The 20511-nt window shown below is 31.5% G+C and carries 19 protein-coding genes and 1 tRNA gene; 9 read left to right on the top strand and 11 right to left on the bottom strand.

Features of this window, described 5'->3' with window-relative positions; genetic code table 11:
* Positions 1 to 4 precede the first annotated feature (4 nt).
* Entirely contained in the window at positions 5 to 694 is a 690-nt protein-coding gene (locus BW951_RS11850; protein WP_076393013.1) for a zinc metallopeptidase, read from the top strand.
* On the opposite strand, the gene BW951_RS11845 is transcribed toward BW951_RS11850, so the two are convergent.
* The 9 genes from BW951_RS11845 to rbfA form a co-directional block, all read right to left on the bottom strand.
* Complete coding sequence (locus BW951_RS11845; protein WP_076393011.1) at positions 691 to 1293, bottom strand: IMPACT family protein; 603 nt, start codon at positions 1291 to 1293, stop codon at positions 691 to 693. The two genes, BW951_RS11850 and BW951_RS11845, sit on opposite strands and share 4 nt — an antisense overlap.
* A gap of 126 nt (positions 1294 to 1419) precedes the next feature.
* A complete protein-coding gene (locus tag BW951_RS22765; RefSeq protein ID WP_165796592.1) occupies positions 1420 to 1584 on the bottom strand; it encodes a bacteriocin-like protein in 165 nt (54 codons plus the stop codon).
* 9 nt (positions 1585 to 1593) lie between these two features.
* Complete coding sequence (locus BW951_RS11840) at positions 1594 to 1776, bottom strand: bacteriocin-like protein (protein WP_076393009.1); 183 nt, start codon at positions 1774 to 1776, stop codon at positions 1594 to 1596.
* Positions 1777 to 1877: 101 nt separating this feature from the next.
* On the bottom strand, positions 1878 to 2909 hold the full coding sequence (ribD, locus tag BW951_RS11835) for a bifunctional diaminohydroxyphosphoribosylaminopyrimidine deaminase/5-amino-6-(5-phosphoribosylamino)uracil reductase RibD (RefSeq protein ID WP_076393007.1): 1032 nt from the start codon (positions 2907 to 2909) through the stop codon (positions 1878 to 1880).
* A gap of 60 nt (positions 2910 to 2969) precedes the next feature.
* Entirely contained in the window at positions 2970 to 4775 is a 1806-nt protein-coding gene (locus BW951_RS11830; RefSeq protein ID WP_076393005.1) for a DUF349 domain-containing protein, read from the bottom strand.
* Between the two features lie 78 nt (positions 4776 to 4853).
* On the bottom strand, positions 4854 to 5591 hold the full coding sequence (locus BW951_RS11825) for a shikimate dehydrogenase family protein (RefSeq protein WP_076393003.1): 738 nt from the start codon (positions 5589 to 5591) through the stop codon (positions 4854 to 4856).
* 61 nt (positions 5592 to 5652) lie between these two features.
* Positions 5653 to 7446, bottom strand: a complete 1794-nt coding sequence (locus BW951_RS11820) for an endonuclease (protein WP_076393001.1) — start codon at positions 7444 to 7446, stop codon at positions 5653 to 5655.
* 47 nt (positions 7447 to 7493) lie between these two features.
* Positions 7494 to 8699 carry an ABC transporter permease gene (locus tag BW951_RS11815; RefSeq protein WP_076392999.1) on the bottom strand — a complete coding sequence of 402 codons (1206 nt, stop codon included), beginning with the start codon at positions 8697 to 8699 and terminating at the stop codon, positions 7494 to 7496.
* A 3-nt stretch (positions 8700 to 8702) separates the two neighbouring features.
* The gene (gene rbfA / locus BW951_RS11810) at positions 8703 to 9062 is read right to left on the bottom strand and encodes a 30S ribosome-binding factor RbfA (protein ID WP_076392997.1); all 360 of its coding nucleotides are present in this window, start codon (positions 9060 to 9062) and stop codon (positions 8703 to 8705) included.
* A 90-nt stretch (positions 9063 to 9152) separates the two neighbouring features.
* Between rbfA and mce the strand changes: the two genes are divergently transcribed.
* The 5 genes from mce to BW951_RS11785 all read left to right on the top strand — a co-directional run bounded on the left by mce (position 9153) and on the right by BW951_RS11785 (position 12763).
* Entirely contained in the window at positions 9153 to 9551 is a 399-nt protein-coding gene (mce, locus tag BW951_RS11805; RefSeq protein WP_076392995.1) for a methylmalonyl-CoA epimerase, read from the top strand.
* Between the two features lie 62 nt (positions 9552 to 9613).
* Positions 9614 to 9687, top strand: a tRNA-Ile gene (locus tag BW951_RS11800).
* Between the two features lie 500 nt (positions 9688 to 10187).
* A complete protein-coding gene (locus BW951_RS11795; protein ID WP_076392993.1) occupies positions 10188 to 11198 on the top strand; it encodes a tyrosine-type recombinase/integrase in 1011 nt (336 codons plus the stop codon).
* Between the two features lie 243 nt (positions 11199 to 11441).
* A complete protein-coding gene (locus BW951_RS11790; protein WP_139326150.1) occupies positions 11442 to 12128 on the top strand; it encodes a hypothetical protein in 687 nt (228 codons plus the stop codon).
* Positions 12129 to 12130: 2 nt separating this feature from the next.
* A complete protein-coding gene (locus tag BW951_RS11785; RefSeq protein ID WP_139326149.1) occupies positions 12131 to 12763 on the top strand; it encodes a hypothetical protein in 633 nt (210 codons plus the stop codon).
* Positions 12764 to 13142: 379 nt separating this feature from the next.
* On the opposite strand, the gene BW951_RS11780 is transcribed toward BW951_RS11785, so the two are convergent.
* The gene (locus BW951_RS11780; RefSeq protein WP_076392987.1) at positions 13143 to 15050 is read right to left on the bottom strand and encodes an AAA family ATPase; all 1908 of its coding nucleotides are present in this window, start codon (positions 15048 to 15050) and stop codon (positions 13143 to 13145) included.
* A 1-nt stretch (position 15051) separates the two neighbouring features.
* Entirely contained in the window at positions 15052 to 18144 is a 3093-nt protein-coding gene (locus tag BW951_RS11775) for a DUF262 domain-containing protein (RefSeq protein WP_076392985.1), read from the bottom strand.
* A 282-nt stretch (positions 18145 to 18426) separates the two neighbouring features.
* On the opposite strand from BW951_RS11775, the gene BW951_RS11770 reads away from it, so the two are divergent.
* The 3 genes from BW951_RS11770 to BW951_RS11760 are packed head-to-tail and all read left to right on the top strand — an operon-like array spanning position 18427 to position 20469.
* Positions 18427 to 19026 carry a hypothetical protein gene (locus BW951_RS11770; protein WP_076392983.1) on the top strand — a complete coding sequence of 200 codons (600 nt, stop codon included), beginning with the start codon at positions 18427 to 18429 and terminating at the stop codon, positions 19024 to 19026.
* Positions 19023 to 19298 carry a MerR family transcriptional regulator gene (locus BW951_RS11765; protein ID WP_076392981.1) on the top strand — a complete coding sequence of 92 codons (276 nt, stop codon included), beginning with the start codon at positions 19023 to 19025 and terminating at the stop codon, positions 19296 to 19298. Before BW951_RS11770 ends, BW951_RS11765 begins: the two co-directional genes overlap by 4 nt.
* Positions 19288 to 20469 (top strand): hypothetical protein, encoded by a 1182-nt coding sequence (locus BW951_RS11760; protein ID WP_076392979.1) that lies wholly within the window; start codon positions 19288 to 19290, stop codon positions 20467 to 20469. The genes BW951_RS11765 and BW951_RS11760 overlap by 11 nt, the downstream gene beginning before the upstream one ends.
* Positions 20470 to 20511 lie beyond the last annotated feature (42 nt).

The following is a 20511-nucleotide window of genomic DNA, read 5'->3' as shown; positions in this document are numbered from 1 at the left end:
AGAGATGAATGGTTATTATTTGATTATTATTGTTTCGATGGCGGTGAGCTGGTTTGTTTCGTGGAGACTGAAATCGAAATTCGAACAATATTCTAAAGTCTATCTCAGAAACGGGCTTTCAGGAAAAGAAGTGGCGGAAAAAATGCTGAGAGATAACGGAATTAACGATGTTCAGGTAATGTCGGTTCCGGGACAGTTAACAGATCATTACAATCCGGAAAATAAAACAGTTAACCTTTCTGAGGCAGTGTACATGCAGAGAAATGCAGCGGCAGCGGCTGTTGCAGCACACGAATGCGGTCATGCGGTTCAGCATAAAGTAGGATATTCAATGTTGCAGTTAAGGTCCAAATTGGTTCCGGTAGTAAGCATAAGTTCCAATCTGATGCAGTTTGTAATTATGGGAGGACTCGTAATCATGGCATTTAGTGGAAGTAAACTTGTTCTTACAATAGGGGTTATTATGTTTGCTTTCACGACGCTTTTCGCATTTGTAACACTTCCGGTGGAATATGATGCAAGCAACAGAGCCATGAAATGGCTTCGTGATACGGGGACGGTAACAACAGAAGAATATGTAGGCGTAAAAGACAGTCTGAAATGGGCGGCAAGAACGTATGTAGTAGCTGCAATCGGATCTTTGGTACAGCTTCTTTATTTTATCTCTTTATTAATGGGAGGAAGAAGGGATTAATCTTTAAATTTGAATGAAACATACTGCATCTCGGATAGTTTTTCCGAGATGTTTTCTTTTTGTGAAAGTTTCAGGGAAGCAGTTACTATGCAGTTTTCATTCGCATCAAATTGCAGGACTTTCGCATCATATTTAGACAGCAAAGTAAAAATAATATTCTGCTGATTAAAATTAAACTGAATCTCAACAGTAGTTTCAAGCTCTTTCGTAACAATATTTGCTTCTTCCAGTGTAATTTTTGCCGATTCTTTGTACGCTTTTACCAAACCGGAAACGCCCAGTTTTGTGCCTCCGTAATAACGGACGGAAATAACCAGAACATTGGTGATTTCATGTGCTAATAACTGGTTGTAAATGGGCAGTCCTGCACTTCCGGAAGGTTCTCCGTCGTCATTTGCCCGATAGTTTTCTCCGTTAAGTCCCATTCTGAAAGCATAGCAATGATGCGTTGCCTTTGGATGTTCCGCACGAATCTTTTCCAAAGCATTTTTCAGTTCTTCCTCATTGTTCACGGGAAACGCAAAACCCAGAAATTTGCTTCCCTTTTCTTTTAATAAAGTATTTTCTACCGGAGATTCTATCGTCTTAAAATTGAACATATATAATAGAGAAAAAATGATTCTGCTGAGAATGTTAGATTTAATTGTTCAAAGGTAAAATTTTTTTAAGAAAAGTCCCGTAAACAGATAACAAAAAAGAGAACCGTTCCAGTTCTCTTTAATCCATTAACAAGGAAAGCTTCCTTCCAGCCAAGGCGGAGGACAACTCATACTCGAAGGTGTTTTACAGCATCTTTGCAGGTTTGCAGGATAATAAGAACAGCAAACCGGTGCTATTCCGCCAACAAGATGTTTAAGCTCTTTTCTTGGTAGTTTTTTCAGATTTTTCATATAATATTTTTAAAGTGAAATAGGTGGGTCAAAGCAAGCCTGTCCGATCGGAATACAGACACCATTGCAGTTATATTGCGTGTGGATGTTGCAAGGACACACTTTTGTTCCGTTTTGAAGATAATAACATTTTTCGATTCCTCCCAAAACGCTTTTCAGTTCATGCTTGGATAATTTTCTCAGATTTTTCATGATGATGATTTTTAGTTCATCATAAAGCTACATATTTAATTTCAAACTGTGGTGAAAAATTATAAAATATTTATTATGTTAAATTTTTGATTATTAAATATTTAAATGTTTTCCGGAAGAAAAAAATCAACGCGGTTATCTCTGATAAATTCAGTTTTAAATGGATTTGACCGGTCAAAAACAGGAGCTTGGGTTCCGTTCCCAAGAAGAAGATGTTCATTGGTAATAACAATCGCTTCGTCCCAGAGATTGGCATCTATAAACTGCTGTAAAGTGAATTTTCCACCCTCGATAATCACAGACTGAATCTGCTCTTTATAAAGAGCTTCCATAAGATTCTGAAGGAAATTGTCCTTTTCGGTTTTAATAAAATGAACATGATCTGCAATTTCTTCTTTTACAGAATTAATCACGATGGTTTTTGATTCTTCGTTGTAAATTTTAAAATTCTGAGGAACTTTAAGATCAAAATCAATTAAAATTCTCACAGGATTAATGCCTTCCACATTTCTTACCGTTAAACTTGGATCGTCATTCAGTGCGGTCTGTGTTCCAACTAAAATAGCGTGTTCATCGGCTCTCAACTGATGTACGAACTGATTTACGAGAGAATTTGAAACTGCGGTTGGTTTAAAATCCTTATCCAGAAATCCGTCTCCCGATTGCGCCCATTTCAGAATGATGTAAGGTCTTTTCTTTTCGTGGTAGGTGAAAAATCTTTTATTAAGATCAATACATTCTTTTTCCAGAACGCCTGAAACCACTTCAATTCCGGCATCCTGAATAATTTTTTTTCCTTTTCCGTTCACTTTGTCATGAGAATCCATCGCCCCAACAACCACTTTTTTAAAGCCTAATTCATTGATTTTTAAAGCACAGGGCGGCGTTTTTCCGTAATGTGCACAAGGTTCTAATGTAACGTAAATAGTGGATTCGGGGATTAAAGATGGGTCTTCAACAGAATTAATGGCATTAATTTCCGCATGAGGTTCTCCTGCTTTCTGATGATAGCCTTCACCGATAATTGTACCGTTGTGAACAATCACACTTCCCACTAAAGGATTCGGATAGGTTTTTCCGATGGCTTTCTGAGCCAGTTCGATGGCTCTTTTAATATAAAATTCGTCCTGCATACTGAATGAAAAAAGCGAAGTCAAATTGCTTTGCTCCGCTTTCTAATATTTTAAATAGTTTTATTCTCCCGCAATAATGCTGTGAAGATTTTGTTTTAAAGTTTCCAGATGAGCTTTTTTCTCGTCGATAGATTCGTACGTATCTCTCAGCATCGGGTTTTCTCTTGAAGGATTTTTAAAGAAAGCGAGATTGTTTTCCAGTTTTACGATTTCAGCTTCAAGATCAGAAATCTGGCTTTTGATTTTTCTTGCTTTGTCCGTAAGCTGATTTTCAGATAAACCTTCTTCTTTAAGTTCCAGCTCGTTGATTTTATTTAATTTCAATTTTTCTCTCAACGTTTTGTTGAATTCTGTATTGATGGAGATTTTATCTCTCGGTACTTTTCCGATGTTGTTCCATGCGGTTTTAATGGCTTCAATTCTTTCGATGCTTCCATCTTCGTTCCCGATTGTTTTTAACTCATCAAGAATTGCCTTTTTATGCTTGTAATTTTCCTTCCAGTTATCTGTAGAAGCGTTGCTTTTTTCACGGTAATTGTTGAAGAACGCATTACACGCATCACGGAATTCATCCCAGATTTTATTCGTCATGCTTTTCGGAACATGACCTATTTTTTTCCAGTCTTCCTGAAGTTTTTTGAATAAAGGAACGGCGATGTCCCACTCTTCATTATTCTGGTTGTCTTTTGCAGTCTGGATCAGTTTTAATTTTTCTTCCAGATTCGCCTGCTGAGAACCTTTTAATGATTTATAATAGGTGTTTTTTGTTGTATTGAATCCTCTCAGAATCGTTTTGAACTCGTTCCAGTTCTGGTTAGAGAGCTTTCTCGGAACGCTTCCTGTTTTCAGAAATTCTGAACGGAGATCTTCCACTCTGCGGATGGCGTTCTGCCAGTAATTATGGTTAGGATTTTCACCGGGCTCAGAAAGTTTCTTAATTTCAGCGATGATCTGATTTTTCTTTTCCAGATTTTCGTTCTGCTCCGTTTCAATGGCGGCAGAAAGTTCAGATTTTCTTTCGTGGATTTTGTTGGAAATTTCTTTAAATTCTTCCCATGTTTTCTCACGGAATTCTTCGGCAACCGGTTCCGCTTCTTCCTTCCATAATTTGTGAAGATATTGCAGCTCATTCAGCGCTTTCTGAATCACAGGCTCATGTTCAAGCTGTTTTGCACGCTCAATGATGTGTTGTCTTTTTTCAAGATTGTGGCTGTACTCCTGCTCCAGAAATTCCTTATTCAGATCAAGCATCTGATAAAACTGGTTCAGATGATGAAAATAATTGTTGTTAAGAATCTTGAATTCAGATTTCGCAACCTGTCCCGCTTTCGACCAGTCTTCTTTAATCTCTCTTATCGATTTGAAAAGATTGGTTCCCGGTTCGGAATTCGTATAAAGATTTTTAAGTCTTTCGATGATGGTTTGGCGGTGCTCCAGATTTTTCTTCTGTTCTTCTTCCTGCCCCTTTTGGTAAGCATCATGCTTTTCTCTGAAAATATTCACCAAAGCAGAGAATTTCGCCTGAGAAGGATGCTCATAACTAAAATTTTCAGGAGCATTTCCCGCTTCGGCATATTCATGCTTTTTATCTTCCACTTCATCATGGATGTAATGACTTGCTTTTTCTTTGAGCTGATTGAATTTTTTGAAATCTTCACCTGCATTGGGCGCATTGATGATTTTTTCCATTTCCTTCAGGGCATCGGCAAGAGAAATTTCTACTTCTTCGTGCTCTTCTTCATGTTCCGTTTCCTCATGATGAGTGCTTTCATCCTGAGGTTCTGCAGGTTCTGATGTTTTTTCCTGAGGGACTTCGTTAGAATTTTTGTTTTCCTCGTTTTCAGAAAGGTTGTTTTCTGTAATCATAGCAAATCGTTTATGTGAGTGGCATTAAAATATCCTCTAAATATAGAGCTAAAAAGCTAAATACAGTACTAATTTATGTTATTTTTTTTGAAAATTCCAAATTTCCCAGGCTTTTTCTGCCTGTTGTTCCAGCATATAATATCCGTTTACTGTTTTGGCTCCTTTTTCAGAGGCATTGATGATGAATTTGGTATAGTTTGGGTTGTAAATTAAATCGATAATCAAATGTTCTTTTGAAAGCCCTTCGAAAGGGAAATTCAGACAGTCTTCCACATTCGGAAAAGTTCCTACCGGTGTACACTGGATAATGAGTTTATGATCCTGTACAAAAGCAGCATTTAAATTGTCATAATTAATTTCCGTGCTTCTGGAAACCGTAACCGATGGAATTCCGTGTTTGTCCAAAACATATTTTACCGCTTTTGCTGCACCTCCGTTTCCTAAAATGATGGCTGAATCATGGTGGTTTTTTTTGTGAAGCAGCAAAGTCTTTTCGAACCCGAAAGCATCCGTGTTATAGCCTCTTTTCTTCCCGTTTTCGATCAGTACACAGTTTACGGCTCCGATGTTTTTCGCTTCATCGCTCAGTTCGTCCAGATAATCGATGATTTTTTCCTTGTAGGGAATCGTTACGTTAAAGCCCAATAATTCCGGAGCAGAAAAGACATCTTCCACTTCATCAATTTCGTTTAAATCAAAAATGTTGTAAGAATAATCTTTCAACATCAGTTTCTGGAATTTATCTTCAAAGTATTTTTTCGAGAAAGAGTAGGAAATGTTTTTCCCGATCAAGCCTAATTTTTTGTTGGAATCCATAGGATAAAATTAAAAAAAAAGACCGGAAAAACCGGTCTTTGAGATAAATATTTTTTTTGTTTTATTCTACGATAAATTTCGCTGAGGAAGAATCTGTTTTCAGAATATAATTTCCTTTTGCCAAACCTTTCAGATGAATTTTATTGGAAGTTCTGAACGGATTTTCAATCGTTTCGATCAGTTTTCCTGAAAGATCATAAATCTGAGCTTTCGAAATTTTATTCAGATTTTCTCCTTTTACAAACAATTCATTGTTTTTTACAGGATTAGGATAGATGGTAAACTGAGATTTGTCTTTAGAAACTTCCGCAGTTGCCAATGAAGTGAAGCAGGTCCAGCTTAAATCATCAATAGAAATTCTTTTTCCTGTTTCAGAATTGATTATTTTAATAACCACATTGTTAGGAACATTGATGTTGCTGATTGTAGTAGTGGTAGCTGAAGTAGTAAAAGGAATAGTTCCCGCATTAGTTCCGTTAATCTGTAAAGTCAGATTACCTGCAGAGTCAGAAAACGGTAATTTCGTAGTCACTGTTAAACTTCCGATTCCGCCTGAAATTGTAGAGCTTGTAAGATTTCCGTTTCTGATGGTAATAGCCCGGCTGTTAATTGTCTGATCGGTTCTTGCATCAGTGGCAGTCCATGTAATGCTATTGCTCGTCCATGTTTGCGTTGTGTAGCTTGAAGCCGCCGCCGGAATATTGGAAAAATCCTCTGTTCCGCAGCTTCCGCCCGGCTGTCCTCCTGCAAGAGTTGTTCCTGAAGCGGTATTGCTCACTGCTGAAGCATTTCCTGCTGCATCTTTAGCAATCACATAGAAATTATAGGTAGTAGAAGGATTCAGCCCGGAAACCGTAGCCGTTGTTCCGGTAACCGTAGCATATAAAACGCCGTCTTTATAAATTTCATATCCTACAACACCGATGTTATCTGTAGAAGCCGTCCAGCTTAAAGAAATCGTGTTGGAAGTAGGGTTGCTGGTCGCTAAATTGGTTGGAGCAGTCGGAGCCTGTGTATCGGCAACCGGAGTTCCCCAAATTTCAGCAACGTATTCAGGATGATCGATGTATGGATTTCTGTTTCCCTGATAAGTATAAGAAGCATTGTTTCTTGCAATTTCGGTAGCAGAAACAGGATCTGCGATATGCCATGCCAATAACTGGTTCAGTTCCCAGGTCTGTAATCCCGGAAATGCGGAACCTCCCAACATATTTCCTGTTCCGAAACCTGAAAGCTGAGTTTCATATCTTGTTACGAAATATAAAACCATTCTCGCGATATCTCCTTTAAAAGCATCAACAGGCTCAAAAACCGTCCCCGAATATCCCGGAGAAACAGAAGTCCCCAGTTTTGATCCGTTTTGAGAAGTGAAAGAAGCCGATCCTACTTTTCCGAAAGGAAAGTTTGATCTCATTCCGTTTACTTTTCCGTCGGTCGGTCTGATGAAATGAATATCTGAAACCATCGGAGCATTGCTGTTGAATAAACTTTGAGGAACGATATGCTCTCTGTTGTAGCAGTCGCCTTCGCTGTTATAGTTTCCGCACTGCGCTCCCGGATAGCTGTATGAGTAAGGATCTGTTCCGTTAGGATTCTCGGAATACATGTCTAAAACCGTATTATCGTTTTCCAGTCCCGGAATTCCTGCAATATTATCGCGATCCGTTGTTGCATAACCACTATATAGTGCACTATATCCATTGTCTACGTGACCGTTGGTAATAATCTGTTTCAGTTTGGTTTTTAAAGCAGCTCCGGAAAGACCTGCAGTTCCGTCGTAATATCCCGTAGGAATCTGAGCAAAGGTACTTATCAAGACAAAGCTCAATAAAAAAGAGAATAATTTACGTTTCATTTTTAAAAATTGGGACGCAAAGATACGAAAAAATGAAAGCTTATGTATTAATTTTTAGTAATATAATCTTTGCTGATCTTGGAAAATGCCCATGAAATTCCAAAGCCGAATAAGGATGCGGTAACAGCAACAGTGATGTAATTTTTACCCACTATTTTCACCGGAAAAGGTAAAGTTTCGTTGGCTTTAAAGAACTCTGTGAACTGCTGGAAATAGCAAAGTCCGGTTCCTATAAGTAGGCCTGAAATAATTCCTAGAACGACAATTAAAACTCCGGTATAAAAGTAAACCTGTCTTAAATGACTTAACGGAAAACCTAACGAAATAAGGGATTTTGCCTGTTCTTTTTTATCCAGTTGAAGAATGATGATGGCTCCTGCTAAATTGAAGGTGGTAATAAAGATTACCAAAGCAAAAATTAAATAAATAAAAAGCTTCTCGGTATTGATCATTTTCCAGAATGCCGCATTTTCTTCCTCTTTGGTTTTTACTTCAATGTTTTTTCCAAGGGAAGAAATAAGCTGTTGCTTTACGGAGTCTGTATTTTCAGGATTCTTTAATTTGATAACGATTTGATAAGCCGAATGTTTAGGAAGATTTAAAAGCTCTTCAGTCAATTCAACAGGAGCAATAATATAATTGTCCAGTTGGTCTTTTCCAGCAAAAACTCCGGAGACGAGGATATCTTTCTTGTTGTAAATATCTTCTTCTTTATTAATGATTCCGGTTCCCGGTTTCGGCATAAAGATCGTTGCATAATCTGAACTGGATGGTACAGGAATCGAAAGTCTGTTATCCAGAGAGTTTTCCATTAAAACTTCGTTGGAATACTTAAAGCTCGGATAAGCGCCGTAAAAAACATCCTTATTGATGGGGTTCACTTTCGTGTAGGCAGAATCTACTCCTCTTAAATAAGCAATATCGCCTTTTCCGTTATAACTGATGTAGACCTTTTCTTCAATAACTCTCGAAAAGTTACTGATCTCTTTATTGTTTTTGAGAACGGAATTAATTTTATCGAAATCTTTCAGTGTTTTTCCGGAAGAACTTTTAAGGGTAAGATCGGCATGAAGATTTGAAATCAATTCTTTATTGAGGTCTTCAAGCCCCGAAAAAACTGAGATAATAACGAACATTGCAGTTACGGCAACCGTCATCGCCCCAACTGCCAACCACGTAATAAACGTAACGGCAGTACTTCCTTTTTTAGACAAAAGGTATCGGGAAGCGATATAAAATGCAATGTTTTTCAAGGGTTACAGAATAGGGTTGTCACCTTCACCTCTCAATTCACGTTCCAGTTTTTCAACGTCGTCCAGAGAAGTGTCTAAGTAGAAATTAAGATTAGGGATTACACGAACCTGCTTCGCCATTTTCTGACCGATGAAGTTTCTGTATTGTGCTTTATTTTCTTCAATTTCCTTCATCACGGCTTTGCGGTGTTCCTGCGGAAATATGCTTAAATAAATTTTGGCAATACCCAGATCCGCCGTTACTTTTACATCCGAAACCGTTACCAGAATGCTTTGTTTGCTTTCTGAAGCCTGTTTGCGGAAAAGTTCTGCGAAGTCTTCCTGTATAATCTGTGCTACTTTTCTTTGTCTGTTACTTTCCATAATTTCTGCAAATTTAGTACTTTTGTTTGAATTGATACTTTGAAATTTGTTCGCTGTATCAAATTTACGACTTAATTTATTTAAATATTTATGAAATTAGAACATATCGGCATTGCCGTAAAATCTTTAGGCGTTTCTGATGAACTTTTTGCTAAGCTTTTAGGAAAGGAATCTTACAAACAGGAATCTGTAGAAAGGGAAGGGGTGGTTACTTCATTTTATGCTTCCGGAGAAAGCAAAATTGAACTTTTGGAGGCGAGTAAAGAGGATAGCCCGATCTCAAAATTTATTGAAAAAAAAGGAGAAGGCATCCATCACCTGGCTTTTGGCGTGGAAAATATTCTTGAGGAAGTGCAAAGACTGAAGAAAGAAGGTTTTGAATTTATCTCGGAAGAGCCGAAAGAAGGTGCTGATAATAAATTAGTTGTCTTCCTTCATCCCAAATCCACAAACGGCGTACTGGTAGAACTTTGCCAAGAAAAGCAATAAAAAATTTTGTAGTGAAAGAAATTTTACTATTTTTGCAAACACAAAATTTAACCAAGTTTTGAGGTCCTATAGCTCAGTTGGTTAGAGCACCTGACTCATAATCAGGTGGTCCCTGGTTCGAGCCCAGGTGGGACCACGTAAGTGAAGAATGAAATTTTCTTCGAAAATTAAGAAGCCCCTGTTTATGGGGCTTTTTTCATGTTTATACTTTTTTTATTTAGTCTTTTGTAGTATTCTTTTATCAAAAAACTTTCCCCTCTAATTTCCCCCGTTGTAGTTTTGCTAAAATCTCATATTGATTTAAATATTCCTGTTTTGAGTTAGATATGACTAGGAGGTTTTGTATCAAGCTTAAAATTTTGAAATTCATTTATTTTTATAAAATATTGATTATCAATTGTTTGAATTTTTTTTTATTGAAAAAAAAGTTCTAACTTAGCTGATTTTTCTCTTTTTTAAATCTTAGGAGAGTTATTGTAAATAAATATTAAAAAAAATGAATAGCATTTCTTCGATTAAAGTAGTTATACGAAAGGACAAAAAAAGTGATATGCAAGGAAAACTTCCATTAGCATTACAAATTATTATTAATTCATAAGTCTTAAAGAAAAAATTCATCCAGATTATTGGGATGATGTGGCTGGAAAAGCGAAAGGAAAGGGATATAGAACTTTGAATGTTAAATTTGATAAGATAAAATCTGATATACAAACTTTTTGTAGTTTGAAAGAAGCTGGTGGAATTCCTATTACTTTTGATTTAATAGATAATTTCCTAAGTGGTAAAAATGATAATGATTTTTATCAACTATATGATGATATAGTTTCGAAAAAGAATTTAAGAGTATCAACAAAATATAAATATACTCTTCTAAGACAAAGATTGAAGAATTTTAAGTCTAGATTATTTACTTCTGATATAACATATGAATTTATAAAAAGTTTTGATTCATATTTGAGAAAAGACGGTTTAAAAGATGGAGGAGCTTTATATAATATGCATAAGTCTTTAAAATCGGTACTAAATGAGGCTTTTCTTTTGGATAAGATAGAATCTTCACCATATAAAAGATTTAAATTTAAAGGAGCAAAACGATGTGAAACTTTTTTAGAAGAAAAAGAAGTTGTAAGAATTAAAGATTTAATATTTGATGAAAACGACGAAAAAAAATATAAATTATCAAAAGATATGTTCTTATTTGCTTGTTATACTGGATTGAGATTTTGCGATTGTGATGAACTATTAGTGTCAAATATTGACTTAAAAAATTCTATACTTTTAATTGTTATGAAAAAGACAAATGAAATTTTAAAAGTACCATTTAATAGTCAGGCAAAAACTATTCTTTGTAAATATATGGTTGGGAAAAATAAAGATCAAAAGATTTTTCCTAAAATAGCAAATCAAACAATTAATTTAAAATTAAAAGATATTGCTAATATGGCGAAAATTGATAAAAGGGTTCATTTTCATATTGGGAGGCATACATTTGCTTCTAATTTGGTAAATAGATGTAATGTCCCCATAACTATTGTTAGCAAGTTATTAGGTCATGTAAATATATCTAACACTATGATTTATACTAATTCTAATTTTGCTGTATTACAAAACGCTATGAAGGATTTTAGATATGGGATAAAATCTTAACTTTGCAAAAGATAAAAATATAATTTAAAGATAAAAGCGTCGCTTTTATTCTGTTAGGGGGAATCTGGTAAATTCAATACACTACGGAATAAATGAGTTGATGCTCACGCTACGGCGTGGGCTATCCTTGTTTGTAGTGTATAGGCTTACCAGAGCCTCCCCTTAATAGACAAAGGTTTAGTTCCACGCTTTTTCTATGTCTATACTTAAAGCCATTTGGGACGATGGTATTAACTATTAATCATGGGAAATATTGATACTCGTTATTCAAACCGCAATTCTGGCGGTAGCTACACCTCACTAATTTTAATTATTTTATTTGTTATGTTCGTAGGAGTAGCAATATTTACTAAGCCTGATAAATTAAGCGTAGAAAACAAAATCGTCGATAGACTAATGTTAACCCAACCCAATCTTGTTAAGGCATTTAAGAATTTATTTTTTGGAGAAGAAATGAACGAGCGCTTTGCTCAGAATTTTATAAAAAATACTTTGAGAAAAAATGGATATAAAAATATCGGTATCTACGATGAGGATTATGTAATTCTAAGAAAAATAGAGTTCCGTAATGAAGATACGGGCGAAAGTTTAATTACGGGTTATGGTATGTTTGACTATACAAAAGTAGTTATTGATTATAATTCCGATAATCTGAACGAAAAGAATACTTCTGATGATAGGAGCAGTTTAGGCTATGGAAAGCCAAGTTACAAAAGAAAAGAGGGAGAATCCCATAACCACTATGAAAGTACCTCCTATAATTACGAAAATTACCCTTACAAAACTTCTTTTGATAAAAAGGTATCAGTTCCGATAGAAAAACAGGCAGAATCGGCTAATGGGGATTTGATTATAAAAAAGAATAAATCCGTTAATTCTTACGACGATAAAAATAAAAACGAACCTAAAGAAGATTCTATAAAAATATAATCATGAAAAAACTACTATTAATTGCTACTCTATCTATTTGTTCTATTGTTTATTCTCAAACTCAGACTTTTTATTATACCAAGAAATTGAAAGACTTGAAAACTTATGTAAATAATGTCTATAAAAGTGATTCTACAATAATTAAATCATATGTAAAAAATTCTCAAAATGGTAAGATATATCCTTTAAAAACAACAGATGTTTACGATGAATATGGGGATATGATTTATGAGAATATTTATCAGATTTTAGAAAAAGATAAAAAAATAGTTTACATAAAGCAATTACTATATTATTGGGCAGAGGGAATACCTTTCAATGAATCATCTTATGAATATTATTTTGATGAAAATAAAAATTTGATTGGAGTAAAGAAATCGACATTCAATTCTTATGGAGATTTTAAAGATATCAGTTACAACATAGAATATGTTTTAAATAACAAACTAGGTAAGCTTGAAAAAACAAGTAATTATTATGCTAAGGGAGATAAGATAGTTGATTCAAAATCAAAAGATGTAAAAATAGCTGATAAAGACGGGATGATAAAAAATTCTATAAAATTTTTAAATAATATTACGATCAGAGATTTGGAAGGATTCATGAAAAAAGAAAAAATTAAATACTACAAATAAATTCTGTAAAAAATAGTACAAGGAAAAGCAAGTAGAAAGAAGTTATGGTTTACTGGAATATTAAAGAGAAAGTATAAGCTATAATATAAGAAGAAGTAAGTATAGGTCAATAACAGAGTATATATGCATTAGAGGTTAAAAAATGCTAACATTTATAGTAAATTTAACTGTTTTGATTTAAAGTAGACTCAATAATGCAAGAGAAATATTTAGAAAATATGTGATTTTTTACGTATAATTGAAAGTGAAATGTACCAATCCGACTTAATCAAAAAAAAATAATTAAATAATATTTATTATTTAATTTCTTAAATGGCTATATAGAAAACATTGCACTCAGTCTGAGTGGAATTATAATTTTAATATATAATATTGAATTTTACTTCCAAATCAGTATATTTTGCAATGCTTCCCATGTTTTACCATTATAATATTCTATAACATCGATTGCCTTAATGGGTCTAGTAAAAGAAAGACCTTCATGATTTATAATATGATCATACGTTTTATAAACAGCTTCAATAAATGATTTATATTGAAAATGTGGGTCTTCTTTTTTTACATCTTTTTGAAAGAAAAATGTTCCATTTTTAATTCCTTCAAGTCTTGTTATGTAACATTTACAGTCAATAAGCTCAAGAGTTCCATCAGCTTTTTTAAAGATAAGAAGAGGTTCTTGCAAGATAAATTCATAATTTTGAATATGTTTATCAGCCAAACTAATTTTGAAATGTATTCTTAAACGACTATTTCCCCCTTGTATACATTGATAATTTGTTAAATAATCTATATTTCTTAATTGTTCTTTCAATTTAAAAAATGCATGCTCAATTGATTCTAACTCTCTTTTATAGACTAATGTAGTTGTTTCGTGGTGTGATAGGGGGTGAAGTAAAGTGTAAAGATGGCTATTTATTGTATTAATATGTGTAACATCATGCCCAGTCTTTTTTAGAACATTATGACAAATTGTTATGAATTTTCCCAATTTATATTCTGGGATTTTAGTATTATCACTATCAACTATTTCACAACTAGGTAAGCTTGTGGAGAGAAGTTCTTCTAATGCTTTTCTAAAATAATTAGCTGCAGCAGGATAATCAGGTTTAGTATCATGATGCAAATAAAAAGTTCCTTTTTCATAATAATCAGAACCTATATTTATAATAGGTTTATTTATTTTCATACCATTTACATCAAAATCATAACCGACATAAATTTCTAAAAATTTCCAAGAGTCTGGGTTATAAATTTGAAATTGCCTTTTAGCGAGTTCGTACCAGTGTCTGTCATAGGTGGAAATGAACTTTTGATAGTCTCCAAAATCATCTTGTAGTATTTTTAGTATTGGTATTCTATTTCCAGAATCTAATCCAATAAATACATCATCTAAATATAAAATTTTAATATCGAAATTATCATTTGTAATGCTTAAGGTTGAAAGGTACATGCAAATCGCTATAGCAGAAAGTCGAGCTTCATTCAGATAATCACTGTAGCCATTTTCGTAAGTTACACCGTTTTTCTTTACTTGTAACCTTAAATCTGCAGTTGTAAACCAATCTGATTTATAGTCTTCATAATTAAATGTTAGAGGCAATAAAGTATATTCTAATTCTATATTGAAATCAATAAAATATTTGTCTAAATAATGATTTGTTTTTTGGAAAACTTCATCTAGAGTGGATCTTAAGTGAGTTTCAAATATTGGTAAGAAATTAAAAGCTCTTCGGTGAGTCCAATCATTACGAGTATATGAATAATCGATTAAATCTTTTTGAAGTTTATCCCATCTCTCTTTAAATTTAAAATTACCACCACTACTAACGGGAATGTGATCTCCAAGAATTATCAATACAATTAGCTCAAATAAATTTGGTTTAGGATCATCATGAAAATATATTTTTAATAAATCAGTATAATCAAGGAATCCTTTAGTTAATGCAGCATCTTGAATAAACTGTACATTATGGTTTGATGTTGTACTAGAAAACTGATAATTAATTTCTGATGATTCAATGATTTTAGAATTTGTTACGTCATAATCAGAAAATTCAATTGTAATGGCTCCATCTTCATTTTCATTATGTTTATTTTTTGCAAATAATACGGAGTTATCTCTTGAGCTTAAAAAAAAGTTGTTGATTGCCTTATATAAAGAACTTTTTCCACTACCATTTTCTCCATAGATTAGTACATTTTCAGCTTTAAGTAATGAAATAGGCTCGTATTCTCCAAAATATCCTTTGTAGTTATTCAGTTGAATTTTCGTAATCTTTTTTTCCATATTATAAACTTGACTCAATTTCTTTAAGATTTGAAATATTCATTATTTGAATTAAGTGTGCACCTAAAGGATGTTGAGGATTACTAAAAAGCTCATAAAAAGCAATGATTTTTTGTTGCTTTTCTATGTAATCAAAATTAGTAAGATCTTCCAGTTCTGTAATATATTTTGCTATATGTATATTTGAATTTTCAAATTTTTCCTTATAAAATATCTCATATACCATTGCATCTAAAACTCTATTGTAGAATAAATTAACTTTAGAAGTATATTCGCTATTTATGATATAATCGATAATTAGTCTAAAAGGTAATTGCTCGTGGGTATTTATAATAGGTATTTCTATATTATTAATATCAGATAATGTAAGCTGAGCAATATTTGAACTTGTGACTTTGTTTTTAAAATATTTAAAGTAATAATATTTGCTACTTAATAATGCTAAAACAAATTCTTGTAAAATTGAAGGTCTGTGAACAACAATTCCTGCCATCTGATTACTAAAAGCAATTTTTTCATTAACAATAGCAAGATTAAAACGATCGGTGTAATTATATATTCTTGATAAAAGAATTTTTGATTTAGAATCAAAAATATTTCTTAGAGTTGAGTCTTCATCTATTGATATATTAGTTAAGTTATCATTATCAATTTTTAGATTTGTAAAGTTAAGATTATATAGAAACTTATAATCTATTGAATTATAAGTATTATTTTGAATTTCTTTAGATGCTGTTAAGCCAAAGTTTATATATGCAATTTCTTTAAGATAGGCTTTTGTTAAATTATCATTACTTGCATTTTTTTTAAATCTATCTTTGAAATTGATTACATTTTTTTCAAAAGTTGATTTATCTTTAATATTGCTCATATCGCTAAAGAGCTTTTTGAGATCATTACGCATAGCTATTGTATTATTGATAATATTCTGAATAGGTATATCATAAAGAAAATACCATAAAGCATAAAAGCTTTGTTGGGTTCTTCTTGCATTACCAATCATAAATATGTCATCAAGGTTTTTACTAAGAGTAATATTTGAGCTTGTTGCATCATCACTTAATAATATTTTTAATTTTTTTATAAAATCAAATTCTAAATGATTAATTGCTTTTATAAAACCTTCCTTGTCTTCAAGATTTTCTAAAACTCTAGTTATTTCAATTTTTGATTTTACTCTAAAATTGATTTTACTTCCGACCTTATAGATGTCGATTTCTTCAGGGTAATAATTTTCGTTATTTTTGGAGTTACTATAATTATTCCAACAAAACTGAAAATATGCAAGTGATGTATAAATATTTTCATCTTCCATCCTTGAATTATTTTTTCTAAAGTAAAACCAATTAGAATGGTTACTATGAACGGATTTAATAGAAGTAATGATGTCTCTCGAAATATAAGAATTCCACATTTCAAATGTATCATCCTTGATAGGGTAAGGTTTATTGTTTAATCGTACAAATAAATCAATAGGTTCAAAATTTTTATTGTTTTTATAATCAATTTCTATTATCCAGAGATCAAAATTTTTTATTTTTTCTTGATTTTCAATATTTAGAGCTTGAAATTTTTTTCCATGCAAATCTTTTAGAATTTGATTTTTAAGATTTAAAGAAAAACCATTTTTATTAGAATATTTAATATTATTATTTTCATCTAAATAAGGTTTTTCAATAAATGCTAATATACTCAATAATCTTTGTTGACCATCAAGGACTTCTGATATACCATCTTCTCTCTTATAAACAAAAATAGGAGGTAATTTTATCCCTAGAATAATACTTTCTATTATAGAGGACGATTTTTTTTGATTAATTACCTCATTACGTTGATATGGAGGACGAATTAAAAATTTTTGCCTTTCCGTCATTCTACAAACATCCATTATTGCAATTGAAGATGGCTCTGGCTTGTTAATTCGAAGTTCATCAAAACTTATTCTTTCTTCATTTTCAGGTAAAATCTCTTTATTTTTATTTTTAAAATCTAAATTATAATCTAAATAAATTTTTAGATTTAAATCAAAGTATTGTTCTAAAAATAAGGCTATTGATGAATATCTGCTATATAATTCTTGTGAAAATGAACTTCTATAAGTGTCAAAGACTTCAATGTTTTCATCAATAAAATTAACCAAATCTGTAATGAATTGATTATTACTATACTTTAAATAATCAATTTCTTCATTTTCAAGAATTGAAAATCCCCAAAATAACGTTTCAGATATTAATCTGTTGTAGGAATTATTTTTAGCTTTTGTATATTTATCTTTAACCTTAATTACTAAGTTTATTTTTCTTATAAAGCTGGAATAAATTTGTTCTATTTGAGATAATTCTATATTGGCAAAGAGACCATCATAAAATTTTGAAATTATAGTTTGCTTTTTAACAGAATAATATTTGATAGGAATTTCATGCTGTACTAAAAGTTGACGTATTTGTTTTAAAATGACCTCAATATTGTTTTTTTCAAAATGAAAAACGTTAGAAATATTTCTGTATATTATTTCATCATTTTGTAATTTTCTTTTAAAATATGAATTTACATCATCATCAAAATAAACAGCATTGTTTATCTCGTGGGGCTTTAGTGGTGTAATGCCAGAATTATATCTTTTAAAAATTTCTTTTTTCACAATTTCTTCGATATCGTCATTTATACCGTCACGTGAATGAAAACTAAATTCAATAATTCTTAATTTGGTATCTCTAAATAATTCTTGTAAATCTAAATCTAAATCCTTAAATAATTTATTTGCTATACCTGTATTACCTAATTTCTGTAGACCTCCTTTTTTTAATTTAAGAATATTATTTTTATATCTTAATATGGTTTGATATCTTTGACGCCCGTCTATAACTTCAATTTTATCTGAATTTCGAAAATATACTAATGGAGGTATTTCTGTTCCAAGTAAAATACTTTCAATGAAATAGGAAGCTTTTTCATCGTCCCAAACATAATTTCGTTGATATGATGGTTTAAAATCTGTGTTTTTTACTCTTTCAGGATTATAAAAAAGACTGTCAATAGACATAACCTTTGCTTCAATCTTTATTTTATTTTCAAAAATTTCTTTTATATCCATAATATGCTAGCGGATTACAATTGCTAAATAACAAAGATATGAATCATATAATAATGATATAGTTTAATTTATAAATTATTGCGTCAAATTTAAATTATACACTTTGAGATATACATGACCCAGCGGTTTTTTATAACCGCTTTTTTTATGTAAAAATTTTAGTATTGATTTTCAGTGTTTTACGTTTTAAGATATACATGGCTTACTGTATTTTGCCTTATTTGAGCTTTTTCATATTTCCACTAGAGTTATATAATATAAATAACAAAAATTTTTTATTCTATGGAAAGAAGATTTGCTAACGCAGCAAAAAGCGAAGTATTTAGATTATTATATTCTGTAAATCAAAAATCAGGATTTAATAACCCCTATTTTGTATTTAAAAAAAGAAAAAATGGAAAATTTAGAAACAAATTTTTAAAAAACTTTGAAATCTCTTTTATACAAGAGACTAATTACGGTAAAGTTGGAATATTTATGATTATAGAGGATTTAATAAAAGATGAGATTATAAAATCAAAATCTTTAAAAAGGAATATTGATACAAATGTAAAAGAAAGCGGATTTACAATTAGAAGCTTTGAAGACCTTTATGATGAGCGTTTTTACAAGGAGAGTCCTTACTATAATACTTTTATAGATCCTGTTAAGACCCGAAATATTGCGTTATTTAAGAACGGAAATGAAAAACCTTTTGATATAGATTTTCTGTTCATAAATGGAGATTTACATTTTTCTTCTTTTCCTGTCGGAGATAAATTTTCAAACTTTCAAGACGATACTGAATTATATTATCTTCAAGATATTGAAGATTTTCACCTTGAATATTGGGATGAAAAACTAAATGTAGCAAGTAATTCATATCTAAAAATTGTAAGATGAAAAAGACGAACTTAATAGCATACATGATAGATGAAAATTTAAAACTAAAACGTAGAGTTAAAACTTTAGAAGCTCTTTTGTCGGAAAAAAGTAGTTTAAAAGAACAATTTTCAGTAAAAGAAATTTGCGAAATGTACGGAATTGAAAGAAAGACATTTGATAATTATAGACGGGATGGCTTAAAGGTTATACAACTTAAGCCGAATGCTCATATTTTTGTTAAAAAATCTGATTTTGATAATTTTTTAAAGACTAATAATAATGGTAGATAAGATTAAATTTATTGTTGAAAATATTCGTATAGCCGAAGATATTTTACAAGACAAAAAACTATATACAAAACAAAATAAAAGAAAAAATAAAGAATGGTTTGTTTTTGATTACAAAAAACTTGAGCTTCTGCATTTCTTCCGATATAAAAATGAAGATGCTATAACCGCAAATCAAAAAACAGATGATGATAATGATGAAGATGATGACGAAAAAGGTTATATAAATGAAGACCAGCAATTCGTAAACAAAAATTATAAAAACTTATCTATTGTTTTTGTTCGAAATATAGGCTCAAAACAAGGTAAATTAATTGTACATCAGAATTTAAGAAAAGACTATATAAGAATAAAAGAAAAACATGGTAAAGGTATATTAAATGATTTGGACTATGATGCGTTTGTAGAGACTATAAATACCTACGCTCTACAGTTTAAAATTTCAAAACCAGATTTTTGGAATGCTGCAAAAATTACGAAAATAGAATTAGGGGTTACAATGCAGTTTAAATCTAATATGGTGAGTATTCTTTCCTGTTTTGGGAAGTATGACAACGTACCTGAAAAATTTATTTATGGCAATTCAGGAATTTCTTATAAAGCTGAGAATTTTAGTGTCAGCATTTATGATAAACTGAAACGTGCTCTTCAAAATCGTGAATTATTAAAAACACTTACAAAAACAAGAAGAGAAGAATATAGAAAACTGGCAAATAAATCGGTGTATTACTTAAGGTTTGAATTGAGGGTTGATTCTGTCTCTAAATTTAATCAGGAGGCTTTTAAAGGTAGAATAAATACTCTTATAGGTCTTAGAGAGAACTGGGATATAATATTGAAATCATTACATAACTTATTGGATAATATTAGTTTTGCAGACTTTTTATCTCCTAAAATGGAAAAAGCTTTATTATCCGCTAAATTAAGCGAAAGTAAAAGTAAAGCTGATTTTGACGATTTTATGTATTATTTAGCAATAAAAAGTCAAAAAAATATGGAATTGTTTAATACTTATATATCAAAATTACTTCCTAACCAGATTTCATCAGGATATTTAAAAAAGATAGAGAGAGGTTATAACCGTTTTGTGGAAATGGAAGAAAATAGATATTCCGAAATTTTTAATAAAAAGTTTGAAGACAAAATTAAAAAGTTGATGAAGTCTGGCGGATAGTTTATATATAAGAGTAATATATATCTTAAACTATATAACTAT

Origin of the sequence: Chryseobacterium gambrini, from assembly GCF_900156825.1 — a bacterium.
In the GTDB taxonomy this organism is placed as follows: Bacteria; Bacteroidota; Bacteroidia; order Flavobacteriales; family Weeksellaceae; genus Chryseobacterium; species Chryseobacterium gambrini.
This window is presented reverse-complemented; position numbering and strand designations above follow the sequence as displayed.